Below are 24,256 nucleotides of genomic sequence, written 5' to 3'. Positions count from 1 at the left end.
GAAATTATTGCATATCAAGTGCCTTCGGCCTTGTTCAAATCGACAACGGTTTCCTCCAGCTTGCGCCAGCGCCACCAGCCCAGCGCCACGCTGGCCAGCAGCAAGGCCAGCAAGCCCGCCACTTCATGGCGGATTTCATACAGCGACGCGCCCATCTGGTTGAGCGCGACAAAGCCCTGGATGCCGGCCGTGGACGGCAGCAGCCAGCGCAGCCATTGCAGCACGACGGGCATGGACGACACGGGCCAGGTCAGGCCCGCGAGGAACAGCACCGGCATCGAGGTGGCGATCATCAGCTGCGTGCCCCGTTCGCGCGTGCGGAACAGCATGCCCAGCAGCATGCCGAACGCCGCCTCCGCCAGCGAGAACAGCGCCAGCAGCAACAGCATGCCGCCGAAGTTGCCGCCACGGGGGTAATCCTGGAACCAGAAGACGAAACCGAAGAAATAGCAGCAGTTGAGGAAAGCGACGCAGGCAAACGCCAGCAGCATGCCCGCATAGCCGCCCGCCGTGCGCCGGCCGGCCACAGGGAAGCTCTTGCGCTGGTACCAGGTGCCGAACAGCATGGTCATGCCGATCAGCAAGGTCTGCTGCACGATCAAGGTCGCCACGCCCGGCACGACATACGCGCCATAGCCTTCCTTGACGTTAAACAGGGGCACGGCATCGAAGGCAATGGGCGAGCGCTGCTGGTTGGCCTGCACGGTCGATGGCGTGCCCGCGCCCAGGCGTTTGAGTTCGATACCGGCCGACACCGTGCCCACCACTTCCGCCAGGCCATTCAAGGCCACCTTGTTCAGCATCAAATACAAGCCATTGCCCGCCACCTGCGCATGGGCGGCGCGGCCGGCCAGCACGTCCGTCTGCAAACCGTCGGGAATGATCAGCACGCCCATGACCTGGTCGCGCCACAATAAATCCTGCGCGACGGGCAAGTCCGGCGTGACGGCCACGACTTGCAATGAGGGATGGGCCATGGCGAAGCGCGTGAGCTGGCGCGACATGGCGCTGCGGTCCTGGTCGACGACGGCCACGGGCACGCGCTGGACGATTTCCGTCGAGTATGGCAAGGGATAGAAGAAGGAATAGATGATGCCGCCGATAAACAGCAAGGTCAGCGCGCCCTTGTCCGTCAGCATGGCGCGCCAGGTGGCGATAAAAGCCGGCCAGATCATGCGCGCCCCCAGGCCGCCGGCATATTCGCGCGGCGCGCCAGCAGGAATACGCCCACGACGCCGCAGCCGACGGCAAAGCCGGCCAAGATCAGCATTTCCTGCACGCCATAACGCCACGGTGCGCCGGCCAGCCAGTATTTCGTTTGCAATTGCAGATAGTGCGTGAGCGGCAAGGCTTCCGCCCAAGCGCGCGCCGGCGCCGGCATGGCCATCAGGGGAAAGGCCTGTCCCGCGAACGCGAAGGCCGGTGCGGTAATAAATGCCGCGCCCGACAGGGCCAGGCGCAGGGACAGGGTGGCGGCGATCAGCAAGGTGGCCAGGCCGCAATACGCGAGCACCAGCAGCAGCATGCTCAGCAACAGGGCCGGCAAGCTGCCCGCCACGGCCCAGCCACGCGCCAGGCTGAAGAACAGCAAGTACAGCAGCGCCAGCGCGCAGTAGGCGATCACGGGAAACAGCAGCTTGGCAAGCACGGCGCGCAGCCAACTGCCATGGGCCGAGGCCAGCCATTGCGGCACCGTGCCGTCGCGCAACTCGCGTCCGACGGACGTGACGACGGCGACGACGATGAAAATCTGCAGCATGGCCGGCATCAGGGCCAGGGTCAGAAACGCTTCATAGCTGGTGTTTTCATTGTATAGGCTGTTCAGTGTCGTGCGTATCGGTTCGAACTGGGCCGCCGCCTGCACGCCCGACATGCCCTTCTTCACGCGCGCCGTCATTTCGATGCCGGCCGACAAGGTCGTGCTGACCGTGCGCACGTCGCGCAGCAAGGCGCCCGCGTGCGAGGAAAACTGCGCGTTGTACAGCCATTGCACGGTGGCTTGCCGGCCGCCCAGCAGTTTTTGTTCGAAATCGTTCGGAATCAGCAGGTAGCCGAACGCCGTGCGTTCGCGCAAGCGATGCAGGGCTTCGTCGCTGGACGCCACCTTGGCCGCCACGGCGATGCCGGGCGAAGCGTCGAGCCAGCGCGTGAGCTGGCGCGACAAGGTCGAGTTGTCGTTATCGATGACGACGATGGGCAAGTCGCGCGCGATGCCGGCGGAAAACACCAGCCACAGCATGCCGCACAGCGCGATGGGAATCCAGCTGAGCATGCCGAAGTCCCAGAAATCGCCGCGCAGCCGCGCCCACTCGCGCTCCAGCGCAGAAACCGGCCCCTTATCCGCTTCGTTCATCGCGTATCAGAGCGGTGGAAACACAACCGACATGCCCGGACGCAAGCCCTCGACCTTGATGGCGGGGCGCAGCCGGATTTCAAACGTGCGCAAGTCCGTGCCGCCCGGGCGCGCCGCGCGCCACGTGGCGAAATCGGGCAGCACGGCGACTGAGCTGACCTTGAAGCTCACTTGCTGTTTCAGCGCCGGCACATTGGCCGTATGCGTGCTGCCCATGGCAAACGCGGCCATTTCATCTTCGCGCACCTGCAGCACGGCCCAGGCGTCATCGAGGTTCACCAGGGTGATCACGGGGAAGCCTTGCGGCGCCAGTTCACCGGGCTGTATCTGGATCTTGCTGACTTGCCCGGCCACCGGGGCGGCAATCTTCGTCTCCGCCAGGGCGACCTGCGCTTCCGTCAGCACGGCGCCCACCTGGCGCGCCTGGGCGGCGGCGGCCGTCTTGTCTTCCGGACGGGCGCCCTTTTGCGCCATGTCATATTGCGCGCGGGCCGCTTGCGCCAGCTGGTCGGCGGCACGCCATTGCGCTTGCGCCTCGTCACGTTTCTGCTGCGCGATCACGCCTTGCTCGTACATATTGTTGACGCGGGTGTACGTGGTCCTGGCGATGGTGGCGCCCGTTTGCGCCCGCTCCCAGTTGGCTTTCGCGGCGGCGATTTCTTCAGGACGCGCACCCGCTTGCGCCTTTTGCGCCACGGCATCGGCTGCCTGCGTGGCGGCCGTCGCTTGCGCGATCTTCGCGTCCACTTCCGGACTCGTCAGCTGGAACAGCAATTCCCCTTTCGGCACCGTCTGGCCAAGCTTAACGTACAGCTCGCCCACCCTGCCCGGCACTTTCGACGAGACATTGACTTCCTGCGCATCCATCTGTCCCTGCAAAGGCAGGCGCTGCGGCTGGAACGCCTGGTACAAGCCCCAGCCCACGAAGCCGAGGACGATGATGGCGGCGACTATGGCCAATGGTTTTTTGGAGGTGCTCATTATTATTTGTCCACAGGTAATTGGATATCGGCCGCAGCGGCCAGGCTGCCCAGGCGCTGCGTCTCGCCCGTCGCTTCCAGCAATTGCGCCAGGCCCATCACATAGTTATAGGCAGTCTGCGCGCGCTGGGTCTCGACCTTGGCCAGGTTCAGGCGCGCGTCGACCACTTCCAGCGACGTCACTTGTCCTTGCTGGAAAGCGACCGTTTGCAAACGGATATTTTCGCGCGCCAGCTCCACCGACGACGCCGTGGACAGGTACTGGATGCGGGCGTTTTCCAGCGCGCGCCAGTTCTTTTCGATCAGGGTGGGAATGTCGCGCTCGGCCTGGCGCGCCACCACTTCCACGCGCTCCTGGTCCAGCTTGGCGGCGGCGATCATCTTGCCCGTGTTGATGCGGTGCACGAGCGGCACGGCCACGACGAGGCCGATGGCCCAGTTCGACCGCACGAGTTTTTCGTTGCCGCGATTCAAGTTGTAGTTACCGATGGCAAACACGGTGGGCGCGTACTCCTTGCCATGCAGCTTCAAGGCTTGCTCGGCCTGCACGCGCTTGCTGTCGATCTTTTTCCAGTTCGCATTTTCGCGCATGCCCGTGCTGATGAACGATTGCAAGGTACCCACCGGCAGGCTGTTGACGAACAGGGGAGTGCTGGGCCGCACTTGCGTGTTGACGGCGAGCAAACGGTCGAGCGCCACCTGGGCGATTTCCTCATCGCTGCGCGCCTGCGCCTCGTCGCTGCGGGCGCTGTCGAGGGCCACGTCGGCACGCAGGCGTTCCGCGCGCGAAATCAGGCCGCCCTTTTCCAGCTTGGCCGCGTCGCGCTGATGCTGCGTCACGCCGGCCGTCACTTCGGCCCGCACGGCCACCACCCGCTTCGCCAGCAATAATTGAAAATAGCGCTGCGCCACCAGGGTCGCCAGCTGTTCTTCCGCTTCCGTGCGCTCCGCCTGCGCGGCCAGGGTCAGGCTCGAAGCGAGGCCCTTGACGGCGTCCAGGCGCCCGCCCGTGTAGATGGGCCACATGCCCAGCAAGCCGAACGAGGTCAGGTCCGTCACCACTTCGCGGCTCAGGGAATTGGGAATCTGTGGCTTGGGCAAGCCGGGAATCGATGGCAGCACGGACTCGATGCCGCCCACCACGCCGGACAAGCCGCTCGTATCGATGTTCAAGTCCGTCGACAGGCGGCCACGAAACGCCGTCAAGTCCACGGAAGGGCCGTCGATATTCGACAGCGCCTCCGCCTTGAGGGTTTTTGCGCGCACGTCGAGCGCGGCGCCCTGCACGGCGCCCGAAGCGGCTGCCGCTTGCTGCAGCGCTTCGCTGAATGTCAGAGGTTCCGCCAGGGCCGGCATGGCCGCGCCCAGCGCGCTCGCCAGCAATAATGATAAATGTCCTTGCAATCTGCCCATGTAGCGTCCAGTCAATGAATGAGGGGAAAGCACGGGGTTGCCATGTTTATACTTTCACAATAGCAATTATATCCACGGATGTCCATTCCAGCCTGCACTATTGGTTACGCAAGCTGACAGACAAAAACGGGCGCCTCATGCGGGGCGCCCGTTTTTGTCAGACTACACGGCTAGCGGCTTACTTCTTCGCCTTCTTGCCGCCCTTTTCCTTTTCCTTTTCAAACACGGCAAAGAACTCGGACGCCATGCTGCGGATGGCGCGGCCGATATTGGCGTAGTCGTATTCGTTCAGGTTGGCCAGCGAGACGCGGCCGGACGGATGCGTGGTGCCGAAGCCGCGGCCCGGCAGCAGGATGACGCCCGTTTCCTCGGCCAGGCGGAACAGCGCTTCGTTCGGCTTGAGTTTTTTCAGCAGCCACTGCGAAAACTCCACGCCATGCATCTGCGCGGCCAAGGATTCCATGTCCAGCAGATGGTAGTAGCGCACGGAATTGGCGTCGTGCACCATCGGCAAGCCCAGTTCGCGGTACAGCGCTTCCTTGCGGCGCAGCACGATGCGTTTCATCGATTGCTTGTACTTTTGCTCTTCATCCATCAGCGAGAACAAGGAGAACAGGGTCATCTGCGCCTGCACGGGCGTGGACAGGCCGGCCGTGTGGTTCAGCGCCACCGTGCGGCTGTCGGCCACCAGGCGGTCGATGAATTTCAGCTGGCGCGGTTCCGTCGTGATGGAGTGATAGCGCGCATCGAGCTGCTTCTTGATGGTTTCAGGCAACTTCGCAATCTTGTCGTCGAGCACATTGTTTTCATGCGTGGCCACCACGCCCATGCGCCAGCCCGTCGCGCCGAAGTATTTCGAGAACGAATATACGAGGATGGTGTTGAACGGGCAGATGGCGAACAGCGAGACGAAATTGTCGGCGAACGTGCCGTACACGTCATCGGTCAAAATGATCAGGTCCGGGCGCTTCTTGATGATCTTGGCGATGTATTCCAGGGTCTCGTCGTCGATCTTGACGGATGGCGGATTGCTGGGGTTGACGAGGAAGAAAGCCTTCACTTTCGGGTCCAGCAGCTTGTCCAGCTCCTTCTTGGTAAATTGCCAGTTGTTCGATTGCGGCGCATCGATGTGCACGGTGTTCAGCTTGTAATCGTTCAGCTGCGGAATCTCGATGTAGGGCGTGAAGATCGGCATGCCCAGGGCGATCGTGTCGCCTTCCTGGATGATGTGGTTCGATTTCAGGCTGGCGAACAGATAGGTCATGGCCGCCGTGCCGCCTTCGACCGCGTACATGTCGAAGTTGCCGACGAATGGATGGTCGCCGATCATTTCGCGGTGGATATACTGGCCGACGATTTTCTCGGACAGGCGCAGCATGCGGTCCGGCACGGGATAGTTGCAGCCGAGGATGGCTTCGCACATCTCATAGATGAAGTCGCCCGCACTCAGGCCCAGCTGGTCGCGCACGTACGACACGGCCGCCTCGATGAAATGCGCGCCCGGGTTGCCTTCGTGCTTGCGCACGAAGATTTCAAAGCGCGCCTCGATGCCCTCGCGCGTGGGAAAGCCGCCCACGTCATCCATGTACACATACGAGCGCTCCGCTTCCGTCATGGCGAACTGGCCGAACTGGAAGAAGCCGTGGCGTGGCGTGGTCGCCAGGAAATTCGGGTTGCCGCGGCCCGCATTGAGCATCAGGCGGTTGCTTTGCTTGGCCGTCTGGATCAGCGCATCCTTCAATTCGAAGGGGCTCAACAGGGCGAGTTTGCTTGGGTTACTGAAATCCATTTTTGCTACTCCTTATCAGACTGATAATTTTGAGGGTTCTTGCAAAGGTGCTTGCACATACATGCAGACTCAGACGAAGGCCACAATCAGCGGCCCCAGCAAGGTCAGGAAAACGTTGGCCAGGGCATACGTGATGGCAAACGGTACGGTGGGAATCGAGTTTTGCGCCGCGTTCAGCACTTCGCCGAACGCGGGATTGGCGCTGCGCGAGCCGGACAAGGCGCCCGCAAACACGGCCACGTTGTCATAGCGCAAGATGTAACGGCCGATCAGCATGGTCAGTATCATCGGCAGGATGGTCACCACGACGCCCACGCCGAACAGCGTCAGGCCGTGTTCGCGCACGGTTTGCACGGCTTGCAGGCCGGACGTGAGGCCGACGACGGCAACGAAGCCGGCCAGGCCCAGATCCTTGAGGATTTGCACGGCGCCGCTGGGCATGTAACCGAAGGTCTGGCGCTTGGCGCGGAACCAGCCGAACACGAGACCCGACAGCAGCACGCCGCCGCCGCTGCCCAGTGTCAGCGGAATCGAACCGATGCGCGCCACCAGCAAGCCCACCAGCAGGCCGACGACGAGGCCGGCGCCCATGTAGACGAAATCCGTCTTGGCGCTCGGCACGATCATGTAGCCCACTTCGGCCGCCACGCGCTTGACGTCCTGCTCGGCGCCATAGATGGTCACCACGTCGCCCGTCTGCACGACGGTTTCCGGCTGCATGGGCAGGATCTTGCCCATGCGGCTCAGCTGCACGACAAAGATGCCGTGACGCACGCCCGGCGCCGTCGCGCTGCGGATTTCGCCCACCGTCTTGTTGTGGTAAGCCTTGTTGGTCAGCACCATGTCGCGGCGCTGCATCACCAGTTCCATGCCTTCGACGGCCAGCAATTCCTTGCCCAGCTGGGAAGACACGCTGAGCATGGCTTCGCGGCGGCCCACCAACAGCACGATATCGTCGGCGGCCAGCACCAGGTCCGGGCTGACGTCGATGATCTGGCCATTGCGTTTCACGCGCTCGATGGTGATGGCCGTATTCGGATGAGCGCTTTCGATCTCTTCCACGGTGCGGCCGGCACCGGGACCCACGTCGTAGATGCGGCCGATCAAGTCGGGCGCGGCCGGCGTCTGGCCAGGTCCCAGCACCTGCACGCCCGCCTGCAGCGCCGTTTCCGCCTTGATCGCATCTTCGCGGATGGTGCGACCCATGAGTTTCGGCAAGATATTGACGCAGACGATGATGGCGCCAAACGAGCCGAACACATAGGTGACGGCATAGCCGACGGCCACGTTGCCCTGCAGGCGCGCCACCTCGTCGGCCGCCAGGCCCAGCTTGGTGATCGCGTCGCCGGCCGTGCCGATGATGGCCGACTGCGTCAAGCCGCCCGCCGCCACGCCGGCCGCCAGGCCCTTGTCCAGGCCGAACACCTTGGCCATGATGACCACCGTCAGCAGCGCCGTCACGGCCAGCACGACGGCCAGGATGATTTCGCGCACGGACTGGCGCCCCAGGGAATTGAAGAATTGCGGTCCGCTTTCATAACCGACCGCGTAAATGAACAGGGCGAACAGTACCGACTTGACGCCGGGATCGATGGCCACGCCTACCTGGCTGACGAGGACCGCCACCAGCAGTGAACCGGCGACCCCGCCCAGCTGAAACGAGCCGAACTTGATCTTGCCGATGTAGTAGCCCACTGCCAGGGAGAGAAACAAGGCAATTTCGGGCGACTTCTTGAATAACTCATGCAACCATTCCATGCGGACCGCCTTTCGTGTTGAAGGAATTCTTTACTGCCTGTGCTCTTGCAAGCTGCTCATGCATGAACGGACCCGGCCAGGGCCACGATGAGCGGCCCCAGCAGAGGCAGCACCACGTTCGAGATGGCATAGGTAATCGTGTAGCCCAGCAAGGGCGTGGAATTGCCGGCCGCGTTCTGCACGGCCGACAAGGCTGGCGTGCTGCACTGCTGGCCGGCGATGGCGCCCAGCAGCACGGGCGCTTCCAGCTTGAGGAAAAAGTGGCCCACCAACAACGACAGCGAGGCGGGGATGACGGCGATCAAGACGCCCATCAGCGGCAGCGACAAGCCGTACTGGCGCACCAGCTCGATTGCCTGCGGTCCCGACGCCAGGCCCACGCAGGCGATGAAGGTGGCCAGGCCGATATCCTTCATCATGTCGAGCGCGCTGGGGTGGATGCCCGGCATGCCAGGTTTTCGCGCCTGGTACCAGCCGAATACGAGCCCCGTCAGCAAGGCCCCGCCGCCCGTGCCCAGCGAAAACGGAATGCCGCCCAGCCTGGCGGTAAAGCCGCCGATATACACACCGAGCACGATGCCAATGCTGGCGTAGACGATATTGCTGCGGTCGCCCGTGGGCACGCGCTTGCCGATGGCCGACAGCGCCGTGTTCAGTTCGCGTCCTTCCGTCGTGCCGTACAGGCGCAGCACGTCGTCGCGCTGCAGGGCCAGGTCGGGCAAGGGCGGCATGCTGTGCTCGCCGCGGATGACGGCCGCCACATGCACGCCGGTGGGCAAGGCCAGCTGGCGCAAGGGCTGGCCGACCAGCGCGGCTTGCTGCAGCACCACTTCGACGGCGGAGACGGCCATGTTCAAGCCCGTCGTGTCGGCAAATTCCTCGCCCAGGATGGCTTCGGCCGCCACCAGCGCGGGACGGTGGCCGATCACCAGCACTTCGTCGTTATTGCGCAGGCGCAGTGCCGGCTCCAACGGCAAGACCTTGCCATGCCGGCGCACGCGCGTGATGCTGGCGCGGCCCGCAAAAATATGCTGCAAGGCATCAAGGCGGCGTCCCGCGCCCCGGCTGATGCGGTAAGCGCGGCCGACCATTTCCGGCGTCGCCTGCAAATCGTCGGCGCCCGCCTGCGCGCCGCCCATTTTTTCCCATAATTTGTCCGCTTCCTCGCGCAGATTGACGCGCAACAACAGCGGAAAAATCTGGCTGGTGACGATGACGATGGCGATCAGGCCGAAGATATACGTGATGGAATACGCGGTGACCACATTGGCTTGCAGCTCGGCGATGCGGGCCGTCGGCAGCGCCAGCTTCGAGATCGCGTCCGTGGCTGTGCCGACGACGGCCGATTCCGTCGCCGCGCCCGCCATCATGCCGGCCGCCGTCCCCTGGTCCAGGCCCAGGAAACGCGTGGCCAGCAGCACCAGCGCCAGCACCACCACCACTTCGATCAGGCACAGTATTCCCAGGCGCAAGCCCTTGGCATTGAGGTTGGCAAAGAACTGGGGACCGCCCGCGTAGCCGAGGGCAAAGATAAACAGCATGAAGAAAACGTTTTTCACGCTGGCGTCCAGGGTAATGCCAAGCTGGCCGATCAGCAGCGCGGCGATCAGGGTGCCGCACACGCCGCCGAGCTGGATCGGGCCGAAGCGTATCTGCCCTACCGCGTAGCCCAGCGCCAGCGCCAGGAACAGGGCCAATTCCGGCACCTGGTGCAATACCGACGCGATCGAATCGAGCATGGGCAAACCTTCGAAAAGATAACGGATGGTTACAAGGGAGCACAGCGTTCGGTGGCTGGCGGCGGCTTGCCGTTGAACGGGCGCACGGGTCCGCACGACAGCCGCCATGGCGGCTATCGCTGGGAAAGTATTGCAAAGTGTTGCAAGATGGAATGATGTTCGGCGAAAATTTTATAAGTGTCAACAGGTGTTCTGTTGAACTCGCTTTGCGTTTCCTCAAACATCCTGCGCACGATTGAAGCAGTCATTTGACATAGCTCAACTAAACCATTAGTAATGATTTGGACGATACCAAAGTGCCTTGCGCGCCAGCGGCGTCTCCTCCGGCAGGTCAGGATTGACGAGCTCCAGCACGTAACGCCGGGACAGATTCAGGCCCTGCGCGAGACGGCCGAAATGGCGCTGGAACAGCTGCGCAAAGCTGCCATCGGCCAGCATGGTTTCCAGTCCCAGTTCAATGTGGCGCGCCAGTTCCGGCCTGTGCTTGCCGACAAAAAAGTACAGTACGGCCGGGTAGCGGAAGACCAGATGGGTGTCTAGCGCGAGCGGCAATTGCGCGTGGCTGGCCAGCTCGCTTTGGGCCTCGATCACGGAGCGGGGAAAGTAGTCGATGCGCCCCGCCGCCAGCTGCTGGAACAGGCCTTCGTAGGTGCTCGAGGTATCGAGGCGCAAGCCGTTCGCCTGCAGGATGGCGCAGTCGGGCCAGTCGCGCATCTGGCCGGCAGACAGCCGCGCCAGGGCGGCGACGCTGCGCACGCCGCGCAGCAGCTGCGTCTGGCGGGCATGGATCAGGGCCACGCGCCAGCCGATCAGGCCGCGGTCGATCGGTATGCGCACCGGCAGCAATTGCGTTTCGCGCGCCCGGCTCGTCATGGCCCAGACGACATCGACGCTGCCTGACGCCATGGCGATTTCCTGCATGGCGCGCGTCTGCACCATGCGCAGTGCGGAGCGGCGCAAGGCATAGGCATGGCCCGACCGCGACAGCGCCATTTGCAGCAAGGCCGTCACATAACCTTGCTGCGGATCATCGAGCGCCTGATGGCGCGGATACACGAGCTGCAGCGGCGGCGACGTGCCGGCGGCGGCAGCGCCCAACGGCCACAGGGCGGCAAGCATGAGCAGGGGGCGGCGCTGCATGGCCCCTCCTTTCCAGCGCTTTCATCAGCGTTCTTATCAGAATGACAGTATCGCGCAGCGGGGCACGCTTGTCGACTGGATTATGGAAACTGTGTACAAAACAACAGCAATTCAGGCGGGAGTGGAGCGGTGCAAATTAATCCAGATCAATAAAACCGTAAATAGAAAATAAATCTTGCGTGCTGCTCTGGACGGCATGCGCGCCCCTCGCCTACGCTGTTTTTTTATCTGAAAAACAAGAGGACCACATGCAGACAGCGCGCTTGAATATTATTGGAATGGATCACGAAGGCTGCGCCGACAGATTGACGGGCGCACTTGAGGCCGTCACAGGCGTGGCCACCGTCTGCGTCTCGCTGGCGCGCCACGGCGCCACGGTGCAATTCGACGAACGCCTGGCCACGCAGGAACGTTTGCTGACCGCCGTCAACGACGCCGGCTTCATGGGCGAGGCGTCCGATGAAGAACAATTGCCATCGTGCAGCGGCGCCTGCGGCCACTGCCGCCACTGAGCGCCCGCCTCCCCTTTTCCGCTCAGCCTCCCCGCGCGCCCCGGTCGCGCAAATGCGCCAGCACGCGACGCGGTCCCAGCGACTGCAGGTCGAACGGCGGCAATTCGATGGCATCGAGCGTATTCTTGAACAGCAAGCCCAGCTCCGTATCGCCTTCCAGGCTCAAACGGCGGCTGAAGAACAAGGTGTCCGGATCTTCCTGGCGCCGCGCCAGCAGCATCAAGTCATGCACGCTGGCGGCGATGCACAGGTCCGGCACGTCGACATAGCGTTCGGCCACGAACACCGTGCCCTGCCACTCAAAATCGAAGGCGATACCGGCGTCCAGCAAGCGCAAGCGCAGGCTGCGCCCCTCCAGGCTGCAGCGCACGTCGTCGGGCAATTGCGGCGCCAGCAGGCGGTTCAAGCCTTGCACGAACAGCCAGGAGGCGGGATACGGCGGCAGCTTGGACAGCAATTCGGCCAGCGGTTCGGGCAGCCGGTACGACACGGCGGGCTTGCTCATGGCAGGCTTGGCCGGGACCGGGACCGGGACGGGCAATCTTTCCAGTTGATCTTGCATGTTCTTCCTTTCGATGCGTTCAATGGGCGGCGTGCTGTTCCATGCCGGGCTGGCCGTGCCAATAGCCGTCGCAGGCGCCGGCCGGCTGGCAGGCCGCCAGTTGGGCCTGGGCGCCGATGCCGCTGACCTGCCCCCGGCGGGCGCGGTCGAAGATGGCGATCACCTGTTCCGTGTGCATGGCTTGCGGACTGATGCGCGCCACCGACACGCCCATGTCGCGCATGGCGTCGAGTTCGCGCACCAGGTTGTAGACGAGCGCCGACTGCGTCTGCGTGCCATTGAGTACGAGGAAGGGCACTTCGTCGCGCGTGCGCAGCAGCAGCCCGTCCGGCTCTTCCAGGCAGCTGTAGCCGCAGTCGTCCTTCGGCAGGTTGCGGTTGCGCGCCGTGAAGCAGCGCGCGGAAAACGCCAGCGGCATGCGTCCGTAGGCAAACACTTCCGTCTCCAGCCCTTCCGGTTTCTGGCGCTGCATCTCGGCCAGCGCCGTCTGTCCCATTTCCAGCGGCATCACCCAGCGCCGCGCACCGAGGCGCGCCATCAGTTGCAGGCTGGGGCCATTGAACAGGTTCAAATGGGGGCCGGCGACGAAGGATGCGCCCTTTTCCATGCAATGCACGGCGCCCATGTCGTTGGCCTCGACGCCGTAGCGCCCATTGCCCGTGATGCGGCGCAGGGTCGCCAGTTCGGCGCCCGCCTCGATCAGCGCCTGCGTCGACAGCACCACTTCCTTGCCGGCGGCGGCCAGCATGTCGGCGATATCGAGCCAGTCGGCCAGGCGCAGCTCATGCCGGCGCGAGCAGACGGTTTCGCCCAGGTACACGATATCGACGGCGGTGCCGGCGATCTGCTGGTAAAACTCGAAGACGGTGGCGCGCGGCCAGTAGTACAGCAAGGGACCCAAAGAGAGTTTTAGCATGCCTTTTCCAATATTTTTTTAAGTGACAAAACCGTAGCGAGCGGCTCGCGGCGGGGCCGAGAAGCGCAGCAGGTTTTGCTATTTCCAGGAGCGGTGATACGCGCCCAAGGTGTGCTGCTGGCCTTCGGCCAGCTTGTCCATGGCCGCCATCCAGCCCGGCTTGACGGCGTAGCGCGCATTGCCTTCGCGGCAGGCGTCGATCGCTTCGCGCCACACGCGCGTCACCTGCGCCACATACGCGGGGCTGCGCTGGCGCCCTTCGATCTTCACGGCGCGCACGCCCATGGCGATCAGCTGCGGCAGCAGCGCCAGCGTGTTCAGGCTGGCCGGCTCCTCGATGGCGTAATACTCTTCGTCGTTGACTTCGAAACGCCCCTTGCACAGGGTCGGATAGCTGGCGTTTTCGCCCGGTGCGTAGCGGTCGATCAGCACGCCGTTCAGGCGCGATTCGAGGCCGTTCGGCGTTTCCAGCCAGCGCACGGATTTCGCCGGCGAGCACACGCCGTGCGTGTTCGGCGCCTCGCCCGTCGCATACGACGACAGCGCGCAGCGCCCTTCGACCATCACGCACAGGCTGCCGAAGCCGAAGACCTCGATCTCGACGTCCGTCTTGGCGATCAGTTGCTCGACCTGCGCCATCGACAGCACGCGCGGCAGCACGGCGCGGGCGATGCCGAAGTGTTCCTGGTAAAAATTGATCGCTTCGTAGTTGGTGGCCGAGCCTTGCACGGACAGGTGCAGGCGCAGCTGCGGGTGATGCTCGCTTGCATACGCCATCAAGCCCGGATCGGCGACGATCATGGCGTCGATGCCGGCTTGCGCGGCGCGGTCGATGGCGCTGCGCCACACGGCCCAGTTGTGCGGCTGCGGATAGGTATTCAGCGCCAGCAGCACCTTGCGTCCATATTGGTGGGCGTAGCGCACGCCCTCGGCGATGGCCTTTTCGTCGAAATTGAGGCCGGCGAAATTGCGTGCATTGGTGGCATCGCGAAAACCCAGGTACACGGTGTCGGCGCCATTGTCGACGGCCGCTTTCAAGGCGGGCAGGCTGCCGGCGGGGCAGACCAGTTCCAGCGGTCCGGCCACGCGGGTGGCGGTAGTTGATTCAAGCATCATGATATTCACAGTCCTGTATCGGCTCAGGGTGCAGACTATAGCCCCGCCCATACCGCCCAGTCCTTGACACAGGTGAAGGAATGCATGCATGGCTGGCGCGCGTTCAACTTGCTTGACCTGGCTGTAAAATGCCCCACTTTTTCCCTATCCGATTGCCCGCCATGACCCGCAAACCGCTGCTGATTTTCCTGCTCACCCTGTTCCTCACCGCGCTGCAGGTGCAGTGGGCCGGCCCGCCCGATGGCTATGACGCAGGGACCATCTCCGTGCTGTCGCCGGAAGTGCTGGGCGCGTATCCGGGCGTGCTGCTGCTGTTCCTGCTGGCCGTGTTCGCGCGCCGCAAGATGCCGCTGCTGCGTCAGGCCGCCATCTGCACGGGCCTGCTGGCCGTCTACTGGCTGCTGGCGAACTACGTCACCTTCGACGCGCGCGTGGCCAGCTGGAGCACCTACACGCCGCTGGAAATCTGGATGCACGTGCTGCCCGCCTCCGTCGCCAGCGTGGCCGCCTGCGGCGCCGCGTTCTTTTGCGCGAGCTGGCTGATCCTGCGCGAAACGCGCTGGAACAAAAGCGGCTGACGTGGATTTTTCACCTGCATCAAGGATTCGTCACGCAACTGCACGCGCCCTTTGACGCCACTATATTTAGTGATTAATCTCCATAAAAACACCGCATGTTGTGTTTATTGGAGGTTTCATGACGACAAATGCAGTTTCCCCCACACGCGGCCAGGTCGATGTCGCCGCATCCATCAATGAATACCTGGACCGGCGCGACTGGCGTGTCAACGCCAACGCCAACCAGGGTTACTCGCTGGGCGGCCTGATACTCAATGTATCGGGCAAGGTCATCGCCAACTACTGGCTGGACCAGGTGTATCCGCCGGAAGTGGGCGCGGCGCACCGCGAAGCGGCGCTGCACATCCACGACCTCGACATGCTGGCCGGCTATTGCGCCGGCTGGTCGCTGCGCACCCTGCTGCATGAAGGCTTGAACGGCGTGCCGGGCAAGATCGAATCGGGCCCGCCCAAGCACATGTCGAGCGCCATCGGCCAGATCGTCAATTTTCTCGGCACCCTGCAAAACGAGTGGGCCGGCGCGCAGGCGTTCAGCTCCTTCGATACCTATATGGCGCCCTACATCCGCAAGGACAGCCTGCGCTATGAAGACGTGCGCCAGTACATGCAGGAGCTGATCTTCAACCTCAACGTGCCATCGCGCTGGGGCACGCAGACGCCGTTCACCAACCTCACTTTCGACTGGGTCTGCCCGGACGACCTGCGCGAGCAGATTCCCGTCATCGCCGGCCGGGAAATGGACTTCAGCTATGGCGAGCTGCAGGCGGAGATGGACATGATCAACCGCGCCTACATCGAGATCATGATGGCGGGCGACGCCAAGGGCAGGGTCTTCACCTTCCCCATCCCCACCTATAACATCACCGAGGATTTCGACTGGCATAGCGAAAACGCGGAACGCCTGTTCGAAATGACGGCCCGCTACGGCCTGCCCTACTTCCAGAACTTCATCAATTCGGAACTCAAGCCGAACATGATCCGCTCCATGTGCTGCCGCTTGCAGCTGGACTTGCGCGAACTGCTGAAAAGGGGCAATGGCCTGTTCGGCTCCGCCGAGCAGACGGGCTCCCTGGGCGTGGTGACGATCAACTGCGCACGCCTGGGCCACCTGTGGCGCGGCGACGAAGCGGCCTTGATGGCGGACCTGGACCGCCTGCTGGAACTGGGCAAGACCAGCCTGGAAATCAAGCGCCGCACCATCGAGGAACTGATGCAGCAGGGCCTGTTCCCGTACACGAAGCGCTACCTGGGCACCCTGCGCAACCACTTTTCCACCCTGGGCGTGAACGGCATCAACGAGATGATCCGCAATTTCAGCGGCGACGCCTGGGACATCACGTCCGCCGAGGGCCATGCGCTGGCGATCCGCCTGCTCGACCACGTGCGCGCCCGCATGGTGGCCTTCCAGGAAGAGACGGGCCATATGTACAACCTGGAAGCGACGCCGGCCGAAGGCACGACGTACCGCTTCGCCCGCGAAGACCGCAAGCGCTATCCCGCCATCCTGCAGGCCGGCACCGTCGACAATCCGTATTACACGAACTCGTCGCAGCTGCCCGTCGGCCACACGGACGACCCGTTCGAAGCGCTGGAATTGCAGGACGCGCTGCAGCGCAAATACACGGGCGGCACGGTGCTGCATTTGTACATGACGGAAGCGCTGTCGGACGCGAACGCCTGCCGCGAGCTGGTCAAACGCGCCCTGAGCCGCTTCTCGCTGCCCTACATCACCGTCACGCCCACGTTTTCCATCTGCCCGCGCCACGGCTACCTGGCCGGGAAACATGAATTCTGCCCCACCTGCGACGCGGAGCTGATCGCCCGCAAGCAGGCCCACATTGCTCCATCACTTGAGGAAACGCCATGAATGCACGTCCCGACTTCACTCCCGCCATCACCCTGCTCGACAGCGAACGCCAGCGCTGCGAAATCTGGACGCGCGTGATGGGCTATCACCGCCCCGTCGCCTCGTTCAACATCGGCAAGCAGGGCGAATTCCACGAGCGCCAGTATTTTACGGAAGCGAGCGCCCGGGTTGGCCAGCCGGCCTGCCATGGCTGAGTTGAAAGTGGGCGGCCTGACGCCCTTTTCCGCCACCGACTACCCGGGCAAGCTGGCTGCCGTGGTGTTCGTGCAGGGCTGCCCCTGGCGTTGCGGCTATTGCCACAATCCGCATTTGCAGGCGCGCACGCCCGAAGGCGCCATGCCGTGGCAGGACGTACTGACCTGGCTGCGGCGCCGCGTGGGCCTCGTCGACGCCGTCGTCTTCAGCGGCGGCGAGGCATGCATGGACCCGGCGCTGGCGCGCGCCATGCTGGACGTCAGGGCGCTGGGTTTCGGCATCGGCCTGCACACGGCCTGCATCTATCCGCAGCGCCTGCAGGAAGTGCTGCCCCTGGTCGACTGGGTCGGCTTCGACATCAAGGCGCCGTTTGCCGACTATCGTCATGTGACCCGCGTGGCCGGCAGCGGCGACCCGGCGCGCGCCTGCCTGGACGCCATCCTCGCCAGCGGCGTCGCCTACGAATGCCGCACCACCACCCATCCGGACTTGCTGCCGGACGCACAGCTGCTGTCCCTGGCCGCCGCCCTGGCCGCGAAAGGCGTCGATAACTACGTGCTGCAGCAGTTCCGCGCCGAAGGCTGCGCGGACGCGGCGCTGTCCGGCCGCCCCCTGCACGGCTATCCGGCGGCGGCTACTGTGGCGCAAATCGGCGCCATGTTTCCCCGTTTTACATTCCGTAATCATGGCAGTTGATCGTGCAGCCACATAATTATTGAAAGTCCCGCAAAATTCCCCGTTCTGCAACGCTGAAATGTCTTGCGTGCTGTAATGTATCAACTGTGCCGCGCACCATGCGCAGCCCGTCAGATTCCTCACACCGCATTACAGATAAGCGTCATCCATGAACGATTTCACCGCAGTCAGCCCAGGCATCCCTTCCACCCACGCCGACATCCTGTACGGCCCGCCGCGACCGGATCTGCTGCGCGAGGAAGTGCTGGCCGACCTGCTGGAAGCGACGGCGCGCCGCTGTCCCGAACAAATCGCCCTGATCGACGGCGCGCGCCGCATCACGTATGCCGAACTCGATGCGCAGGCGGGCCTGGCGGCGTCGCGCCTGATGGCGGCCGGCGTCAAGCCCGGCGACATCGTGGGCCTGTGGCTGCCGCGCGGCGCGCATCTGCTGCTGATGCAGGCGGCCATCGCCAAGGCGGGAGCCGCCTGGCTGCCCGTCGATGAAGACACGCCCGTCGAACGCCTGCAGGTGTGCCTCGACGACGCCAATGGCGCTGGCGTCGTCAGCTGCGCGCAGTTCGCGCCGCGCCTGGAGCAGGCTGGCGTCCAGCGTCCCGTGTGGACCGCGGAAAGCCTGCTGGCCCCCGCCGCGCCGGGCGAACTGCTGCCCGCGCGCGGCACAGTCTTGCCCGAACACCCGGCATACGTGATCTACACGTCCGGCTCCACGGGCAAGCCCAAGGGCATATTGATCAATCAGCGCAGCATCTGCCACTTCCTGCGCAGCGAAAACGCCGTGCTGGAAGTGACGCAAAGCGACACCGTCTACCAGGGATTTTCCGTCGCCTTCGACATGTCGTTCGAGGAAATCTGGATCGCCTACCTGGTGGGCGCCACCCTGTGGCTGGGGCCCAAGGAGATTTCGGGCGACCCGGAAGCCTTGCCGCGCGCGCTGGCCGCCAACCACGTCACCGTGCTCCATGCCGTGCCGACCCTGCTGGCCCTGTTCGCCGAGGAAGTACCGAGCCTGCGCCTGATCAACCTGGGCGGCGAGATGTGCCCCGAGTCCCTGGTCGAGCGCTGGTCGCGCCCGGGCCGCGCCATGTTCAACACCTACGGTCCCACGGAAGCGACCGTTTCGTGCAGCCTGGCGCGGCTGCGCCCCGGCGAACCCGTCACCATCGGCACGCCGCTGCCCAACTACGGCTTGCTGGTGCTGCAGGTGGCCGAGCCGGGTGAAAACCGCCCATTGACATTGCTGGCGCGCGGCGAAACGGGGGAACTGTGCATCATCGGCCCCGGCCTGGCCGAGGGCTACCTGGGCCGGCCCGATCTGACGGTGGAAAAATTCCTGCCCAACCCGTGGGCGAGCAGCGACGATGACGCGCGCCTGTACCGCACGGGCGACCTGGCCCGCATCGATGCGGACGGCCAGGTGCTGTGCCTGGGCCGCGCCGATGACCAGGTCAAGATACGCGGCTTCCGCGTGGAACTGGGCGAGATCGAAGCCGTGCTGGCGCAGCAGCCGGGCGTGGGCACGGTGGCCGTCCTGTTGCGCAAGGATGACGGCATCGACCAGCTGGTGGCCTACATCGTCGGCAGCGACGAGGCGCCCGGCGACGCCCTGGCGGCAAAAACCCTGCGCGCGGCCCTGAACCTGCACCTGCCGCCCTACATGGTGCCGGGCCGCTTTGAATTGCTGCCGCTGATGCCGCGCCTGACCTCGGGCAAGATCGACAGAAAAGCCTTGAAAGCCATGCCCCTGTCTGCCCCGCCGGCCGGCGAGGCGGGGATCTCGGACGTGCCGGAAACGCCGGCCGAAGCGGCCCTGTTCGCGGCCCTGGCCAAGCTGTTCCCCGGTCAGGCCATCTTGCGCCAGCTGGACTTCTTCAGCGACCTCGGCGGCCACTCCTTCCTGGCCGCCCGCCTGGCGTCGAGCCTGCGCGCCGATCCGGCCTACGCCCACATGACGGTACGCGACATTTACCAGAACCGGCAGATCGGCAAGATCGCCGCCGTCTTGAGCGAGGCGCCCGCGCTGGCCACGCCGGAAGCGGATTGGACGCCGCCGTCGGCCTGGAAGCGCTGGGTCTGCGGCGCGGCGCAGGCGGCGGCCGTGCCGGGCCTCGTCACCCTGCGCATGGCGCAGTGGATGGCGCCGTTCTTCACCTATCACTTCTTCACGGGCGACACGGGCGACACCGTGCCGCGCGCCATCGCCGCCTCGATCGGCGTGTTCTTGCTCGCGACCCTGGCCGAATTTGCCATTGCGATTGCCGGCAAGTGGCTGATCGCCGGGCGTCTGAAACCGGGCAGCTATCCGCTGTGGGGCGTCACCTATTACCGCTGGTGGCTGGCCGACCGCCTGGTCGAATCGGCGCCCGCCTACCTGCTCAGCGGCTCGTCCCTGAACAGCTGGTGGCTGCGCGCGCTGGGCGCGAAAGTGGGCAAGGAAGTCGTCATCGGCTCGATGACCCTGCGCGCGCCCGACTTGCTGTCCATCGGCGACAACGTCAGCGTGGGCAATGCCGTCAACTTTGAAAACGCCCGCGTGGAACGGGGCCGTTTGCTGCTGGGGCAGATCAGCATCGGCGACGATGCCTGCATCAGCTCTTACGCTATCCTGGAAGGCAATACGCAAGTAGGCGCCTTCGGTCACCTCGAGGGCCAGTCGGCACTGGCCGACGGCGCTTCGGTGCCGGCCGGGCGCGTCTGGACGGGGTCGCCCGCGCGCGACATCGGCCCCTATGACCGGGCCAGCCAGCCGCCGCGCCCCGCCGTCTCGCGCCTGCGCCTGACGGGCGAAACCGTGTTCTTCTGCTTCGGCATGGTCCTCATCGCCGTGCTGTTCTTCATGCCCGTCTTCCCCAGCTTCGTGCTGATCGACTGGTTCGACGAGCGCGAAATGATGCCGTGGCTGCAAGGGCGCGACGTGACGACCCAGCTGGCCCGCTACTTCCTGCTGGCCTTTCCCGCCAGCGCCGTGCTGATCGTGCTCACGGCCCTGCTGTCGGCCGCCATCCGCTGGGGCGCGCTGCCGCGCCTGAAGCCGGGCAGCTCGCCCGTGCACAGCAATATCTATTGCGCCAAGTGGCTGGTCAGCCATATCCAGGAATCGAGCCTGAACGTCCTGCACGGCATCTACGCCACCGTGTACGCGCCGTACTGGTACCGCCTGCTGGGCGCCAAGGTTGGCAAGGGCGCCGAGATTTCCACGGCGCTGGGCGTGGTTCCCGACATGCTGACACTGGGCGACGACACCTTCATCGCCGACGCCGTCATGCTGGGCGACGAGCAGATCGACGGCGGCTGGATGACCATGCGCCCCACCGTCGTCTCGCACCGCAGCTTCGTCGGCAACGGCAGCTATATCCCGGACGGCACCGTGCTGCCCGAACATGTGCTGATCGGCGTGCACACGCACGCGCCGCGCAATGAGCAGATGCACAGCGGCGATACCTGGCTCGGTTCCCCGCCCATGCATTTGCCCGCGCGCGAACAGGTCAGCGGCTTTGCCGAGCACCTGACGTTCAAGCCGTCGCTGCTGCGCCGCCTGGGCCGCAGCCTGATCGAAGCGTTCCGCATCGTCGCGCCGCACGCCGTGGTGATCGCCGTCGGCTATACGCTGGTGCTGGACGTGATGCCCATCGCGGGCGCCGGGCGCTGGGGCGAAGTGGTGAGCGACCTGGCGATCGCCGGCATCGCCTACGGCATCGGCAATTTTTTGGTGGTCGTGCTGTTCAAGTGGCTGCTGCTGGGACGCTACCGCAAACACGCGGCGCCCATGTGGACGCCGTTCGTGTGGATTTCGGAAGGCGTGACCAACCTGTATGAAGGCATCGCCGTGCCCAACTTCATGCGCTACCTGCGCGGCACGCCGTGGCTGCCGCTGGCCTTCCGCCTGTTCGGCTGCAAGATCGGCCGCGGCGTCTACATGGACACGACGGACATCACGGAGTTCGACTGCGTGCACATCGGCGACTACAGCGAATTGAATGCGCTCACCTGCCCGCAAACGCATCTGTTCGAAGACCGCGTGATGAAGATCGACCACGTGGAGATCGGCCAGCGCGTCTACATGGGGCCGCGCAGCTCCGTGCTGTACAGCGCCAAGGTGGGCGACAATGCGCGCCTGGGACCGCTGACCCTGGTGATGAAGGGCGAGCACATCCCCGCCGGCAGCAACTGGGCGGGATGTCCGGCCGCGCCTTTGCGTAGCTGATTGCAGCTGATGGATTTTACGGTGCTTTGGGCGGGCGACGGCGTGCTGGCGATCGGCATCGTGCCGCCGCCATCCCGCGTGGAAGCGCGCGCGCACCTGCGCCAGGCCGTGCGCGAAGCGGCGGCGCAGTGGCAAAACCTGGACATCGGGGCGATTACAGTGGAATCGACGCCGGGCGCCCCTCCCCGTTTGCTGCTGGCCGGCCGCGCGGCCAGCCTGTCGTTCAGCCATGACGAAGGACTGTCGCTGGCCGCCATCGGCCTGCATGATCTCGTCGGCATCGACGTGATGCGGGTGCAGGACATTGCCGACTGGTTCATTCTGGCACGCGACTATCTGGGGCCGCAAGTGGCAGCTAAGCTGGCCGACTGCCCTGCCGATCAGCGCCCGCGGCGCCTGGCGCAGGCATGGACGGCGCGCGAGGCGGCGCTCAAGTGCGCGGGCAAGCAGTTGGCGGAGTGGGATGGGGTGGCATTGAATTGTCATTTGCAAGCCGTGGAGACTCCGCAAAATTTCGTGGCAATGTTAGCGACAATCCGGGGTCAGACCCGACGGGTCTGACCCCAGCTTCACGCTGTTGGGTTAATTCCCTATCAATCCTCTTTACCGTCATCAGCCGCGCCGATCTGGACGAAAATCAGTTTTACGATGATACTGATAAGTACTCCCAGCACCCCGATCAATTCCAGCATGGTCTTTCCTTTGCAGTGACAGCAGACCAGGCCACTGTAGCGCGAACGCCGGGGCCAGGCCAATATCAAATCAGGCAGTCTCCGATCTCGAAAAGGCATACGATTGATTTCCATCAGACAGTTCCGCTACTTTGTCGAAGTCGTCGATGCGGGCAGCTACTCGCGCGCGGCGGAAAAGCTGTACATCGCGCAGTCGGCCCTGAGCCGGCAAATCAAGGAGCTCGAGGGCGAGGTGCAAGCCCTGCTGCTCACGCGCGACGCGCGCCATATCGAGCTCACGCCCGCCGGACAGGTCTTTTATGAGCGGGCAAAGCGCATCCTCGACGACATCGACGAAACCGTGCGCCAGACGCGCCACGTGGGACAAGGCGCGCAAGGCATCATCCGCCTGCTGCATTCGAGTTCCGTCACCCTCACGCCCGCCATCGGCGCCGTGCTGAACCGGCTGCTGGCGCAATTCCCCGGCGTTTCGCTCGACGTGTCGAAAGGCTCGTCGGAAAACCAGGCGTTTGATATCGAAGAAGGCCGCGCCGACCTGGGCCTCGTGCGCCTGCCCACCCTGCGCAAGCACGCCAACATCGTCGTGCGCGAACTGTTTGCGGAAAAACTGGTGGTGGCCGTGTCGGCGATGTCGCCGCTGGCGGCGCTGGAGCGCACGACGATCGCCGCCCTGCGCGACGAAGCGTTCGTCTCTATCCCGCACAAGGACCGGGGTGGCCTGAGCTACCTGGTGGCGGGCCTGTGCCTGGCACAGGGCTTCTTCCCGAAGGCGGCGCGCGCCCTGTCGCGCAAGACGTCGCAACTGAACCTGATCGAAGCCAATATGGGCATCGCCATCGTCCCCGACAGCATGCGCCTGGTGGCGCCGCCCGGCGTGCGTTTTATCGCCCTGCCGGACGAGGAATCGCACTCCGTCGTGGGCCTGATCTCGCCGCGCGCGGCCAGCGGCATGGTGGCCGCGTTTACGGAAGCGTTCGTGCGCGAGATGAACGCGTCGGCAACTACGGCTTAGCCTTCCGCATACAGCGCCGCATCCACGTCGCGCACGGCCGCCATCAGCAAGGCCAGCTTCATGACATCGAGCTGGCCGTCCGTGCGCACGCGCGAGCACAGGTCGATGCCGTAGGGGCGTACCTGGCGCAGCGCCTCCATCACATTGTTCGCATCGAGGCCGCCGGCCAGGAAGACGGGACGGGGGCTGGCGCGCACGAAGCGCGCACTGACGGACCAGTCGTGCGTGCGGCCCGTGCCGCCCAGCTCCGGCACAGCCGCGCCGGGGCGTCCCGAATCGAGCAAAAAAGCGTGGACATGGGGCGCGTAGGCGGGGATCAGCGCCAACGCCTCCGGTCCCTCCACGTGGATCACCTGCACGCGCCGCACGTGCGGCAGCAAGCGCGCCAGCTGCGCCACTTCGCCGGGGTCGATATGGCCGACGATCTGCACGGTGGACGGCTGCGTGGCGCGCACGTGTTCGGCGATGGCTGCCGCCGTCGTCTCGGACGTCAGCAGGAAGGTGGCCACGGGAGGCGGCGTCCAGGCGGCGATCTGCGCGATGCGCGCGTCGGGAATCGGGCCGGGGCCGGACGGCATGGCGGCCACCAGGCCCAGCGCGTCGGCGCCGGCGGCAATGGCCAGTTGCGCTTCGTCGATGGAAGCGATGCAGCAGATCTTGATGCGGGTTCTCATGGCCTTGCGTACTCCGTCGGGATGATCAACATTACAACACAGGGCGGCGCGCGCGCCAAG

20 protein-coding genes are annotated in these 24,256 nt (G+C 64.6%); 8 read left to right on the top strand and 12 right to left on the bottom strand.

What is annotated here, in order from left to right:
- Positions 1-14: 14 nt before the first annotated feature.
- The 8 genes from AC1RBA_RS25170 to AC1RBA_RS25135 form a co-directional block, all read right to left on the bottom strand.
- Positions 15-1,175, bottom strand: a complete 1,161-nt coding sequence (locus AC1RBA_RS25170; protein ID WP_492420084.1) for an ABC transporter permease — start codon at positions 1,173-1,175, stop codon at positions 15-17.
- Positions 1,172-2,353 carry an ABC transporter permease gene (locus tag AC1RBA_RS25165; RefSeq protein WP_492420083.1) on the bottom strand — a complete coding sequence of 394 codons (1,182 nt, stop codon included), beginning with the start codon at positions 2,351-2,353 and terminating at the stop codon, positions 1,172-1,174. Before AC1RBA_RS25165 ends, AC1RBA_RS25170 begins: the two co-directional genes overlap by 4 nt.
- A 6-nt stretch (positions 2,354-2,359) precedes the next feature.
- Positions 2,360-3,334 carry an HlyD family secretion protein gene (locus tag AC1RBA_RS25160; RefSeq protein WP_492420082.1) on the bottom strand — a complete coding sequence of 325 codons (975 nt, stop codon included), beginning with the start codon at positions 3,332-3,334 and terminating at the stop codon, positions 2,360-2,362.
- Between the two features lie 2 nt (positions 3,335-3,336).
- A complete protein-coding gene (locus AC1RBA_RS25155; RefSeq protein WP_230506248.1) occupies positions 3,337-4,746 on the bottom strand; it encodes a TolC family protein in 1,410 nt (469 codons plus the stop codon).
- Between the two features lie 178 nt (positions 4,747-4,924).
- On the bottom strand, positions 4,925-6,535 hold the full coding sequence (locus tag AC1RBA_RS25150; RefSeq protein ID WP_070311935.1) for a bifunctional aspartate transaminase/aspartate 4-decarboxylase: 1,611 nt from the start codon (positions 6,533-6,535) through the stop codon (positions 4,925-4,927).
- Positions 6,536-6,604: 69 nt separating this feature from the next.
- Positions 6,605-8,293, bottom strand: a complete 1,689-nt coding sequence (gene aspT, locus AC1RBA_RS25145) for an aspartate-alanine antiporter (RefSeq protein WP_070289786.1) — start codon at positions 8,291-8,293, stop codon at positions 6,605-6,607.
- Between the two features lie 56 nt (positions 8,294-8,349).
- Positions 8,350-10,032: an aspartate-alanine antiporter gene (aspT, locus tag AC1RBA_RS25140; protein ID WP_070289788.1), complete on the bottom strand. Its 1,683-nt coding sequence runs from the start codon at positions 10,030-10,032 to the stop codon at positions 8,350-8,352.
- Between the two features lie 270 nt (positions 10,033-10,302).
- On the bottom strand, positions 10,303-11,172 hold the full coding sequence (locus AC1RBA_RS25135; protein ID WP_070289790.1) for a substrate-binding periplasmic protein: 870 nt from the start codon (positions 11,170-11,172) through the stop codon (positions 10,303-10,305).
- A gap of 248 nt (positions 11,173-11,420) precedes the next feature.
- On the opposite strand from AC1RBA_RS25135, the gene AC1RBA_RS25130 reads away from it, so the two are divergent.
- The gene (locus AC1RBA_RS25130; RefSeq protein ID WP_070218296.1) at positions 11,421-11,684 is read left to right on the top strand and encodes a heavy-metal-associated domain-containing protein; all 264 of its coding nucleotides are present in this window, start codon (positions 11,421-11,423) and stop codon (positions 11,682-11,684) included.
- Positions 11,685-11,706: 22 nt separating this feature from the next.
- On the opposite strand, the gene ubiT is transcribed toward AC1RBA_RS25130, so the two are convergent.
- The 3 genes from ubiT to ubiU form a co-directional block, all read right to left on the bottom strand.
- The gene (gene ubiT / locus AC1RBA_RS25125; protein ID WP_070218324.1) at positions 11,707-12,189 is read right to left on the bottom strand and encodes a ubiquinone anaerobic biosynthesis accessory factor UbiT; all 483 of its coding nucleotides are present in this window, start codon (positions 12,187-12,189) and stop codon (positions 11,707-11,709) included.
- Between the two features lie 76 nt (positions 12,190-12,265).
- Positions 12,266-13,162 carry a ubiquinone anaerobic biosynthesis protein UbiV gene (ubiV, locus tag AC1RBA_RS25120; protein ID WP_070218297.1) on the bottom strand — a complete coding sequence of 299 codons (897 nt, stop codon included), beginning with the start codon at positions 13,160-13,162 and terminating at the stop codon, positions 12,266-12,268.
- A gap of 78 nt (positions 13,163-13,240) precedes the next feature.
- Positions 13,241-14,278 (bottom strand): ubiquinone anaerobic biosynthesis protein UbiU, encoded by a 1,038-nt coding sequence (gene ubiU / locus AC1RBA_RS25115; RefSeq protein WP_430886691.1) that lies wholly within the window; start codon positions 14,276-14,278, stop codon positions 13,241-13,243.
- Between the two features lie 161 nt (positions 14,279-14,439).
- On the opposite strand from ubiU, the gene AC1RBA_RS25110 reads away from it, so the two are divergent.
- The 7 genes from AC1RBA_RS25110 to AC1RBA_RS25080 all read left to right on the top strand — a co-directional run bounded on the left by AC1RBA_RS25110 (position 14,440) and on the right by AC1RBA_RS25080 (position 23,522).
- Positions 14,440-14,856, top strand: a complete 417-nt coding sequence (locus AC1RBA_RS25110) for a hypothetical protein (RefSeq protein WP_099408748.1) — start codon at positions 14,440-14,442, stop codon at positions 14,854-14,856.
- Positions 14,857-14,974: 118 nt separating this feature from the next.
- Positions 14,975-16,723, top strand: a complete 1,749-nt coding sequence (locus AC1RBA_RS25105; protein ID WP_070311931.1) for a ribonucleoside triphosphate reductase — start codon at positions 14,975-14,977, stop codon at positions 16,721-16,723.
- Positions 16,720-16,917 carry an anaerobic ribonucleoside-triphosphate reductase gene (gene nrdD, locus AC1RBA_RS25100; protein WP_070218300.1) on the top strand — a complete coding sequence of 66 codons (198 nt, stop codon included), beginning with the start codon at positions 16,720-16,722 and terminating at the stop codon, positions 16,915-16,917. The genes AC1RBA_RS25105 and nrdD overlap by 4 nt, the downstream gene beginning before the upstream one ends.
- Positions 16,910-17,614 carry an anaerobic ribonucleoside-triphosphate reductase activating protein gene (locus AC1RBA_RS25095; RefSeq protein WP_070218301.1) on the top strand — a complete coding sequence of 235 codons (705 nt, stop codon included), beginning with the start codon at positions 16,910-16,912 and terminating at the stop codon, positions 17,612-17,614. The genes nrdD and AC1RBA_RS25095 overlap by 8 nt, the downstream gene beginning before the upstream one ends.
- 148 nt (positions 17,615-17,762) lie before the next feature.
- Positions 17,763-21,818 (top strand): Pls/PosA family non-ribosomal peptide synthetase, encoded by a 4,056-nt coding sequence (locus AC1RBA_RS25090; protein WP_492420081.1) that lies wholly within the window; start codon positions 17,763-17,765, stop codon positions 21,816-21,818.
- A gap of 9 nt (positions 21,819-21,827) precedes the next feature.
- Positions 21,828-22,379, top strand: a complete 552-nt coding sequence (locus AC1RBA_RS25085) for a 4'-phosphopantetheinyl transferase family protein (RefSeq protein ID WP_492420080.1) — start codon at positions 21,828-21,830, stop codon at positions 22,377-22,379.
- A gap of 234 nt (positions 22,380-22,613) precedes the next feature.
- On the top strand, positions 22,614-23,522 hold the full coding sequence (locus tag AC1RBA_RS25080) for a LysR family transcriptional regulator (protein ID WP_121669059.1): 909 nt from the start codon (positions 22,614-22,616) through the stop codon (positions 23,520-23,522).
- Here AC1RBA_RS25080 and AC1RBA_RS25075 read toward each other — a convergent pair.
- Complete coding sequence (locus tag AC1RBA_RS25075; RefSeq protein ID WP_070311927.1) at positions 23,519-24,196, bottom strand: phosphoribosylanthranilate isomerase; 678 nt, start codon at positions 24,194-24,196, stop codon at positions 23,519-23,521. The two genes, AC1RBA_RS25080 and AC1RBA_RS25075, sit on opposite strands and share 4 nt — an antisense overlap.
- Between the last annotated feature and the right edge of the window lie 60 nt (positions 24,197-24,256).

This window comes from Janthinobacterium sp. GW823-FHT03B06, from assembly GCF_058796955.1.
This window is presented reverse-complemented; position numbering and strand designations above follow the sequence as displayed.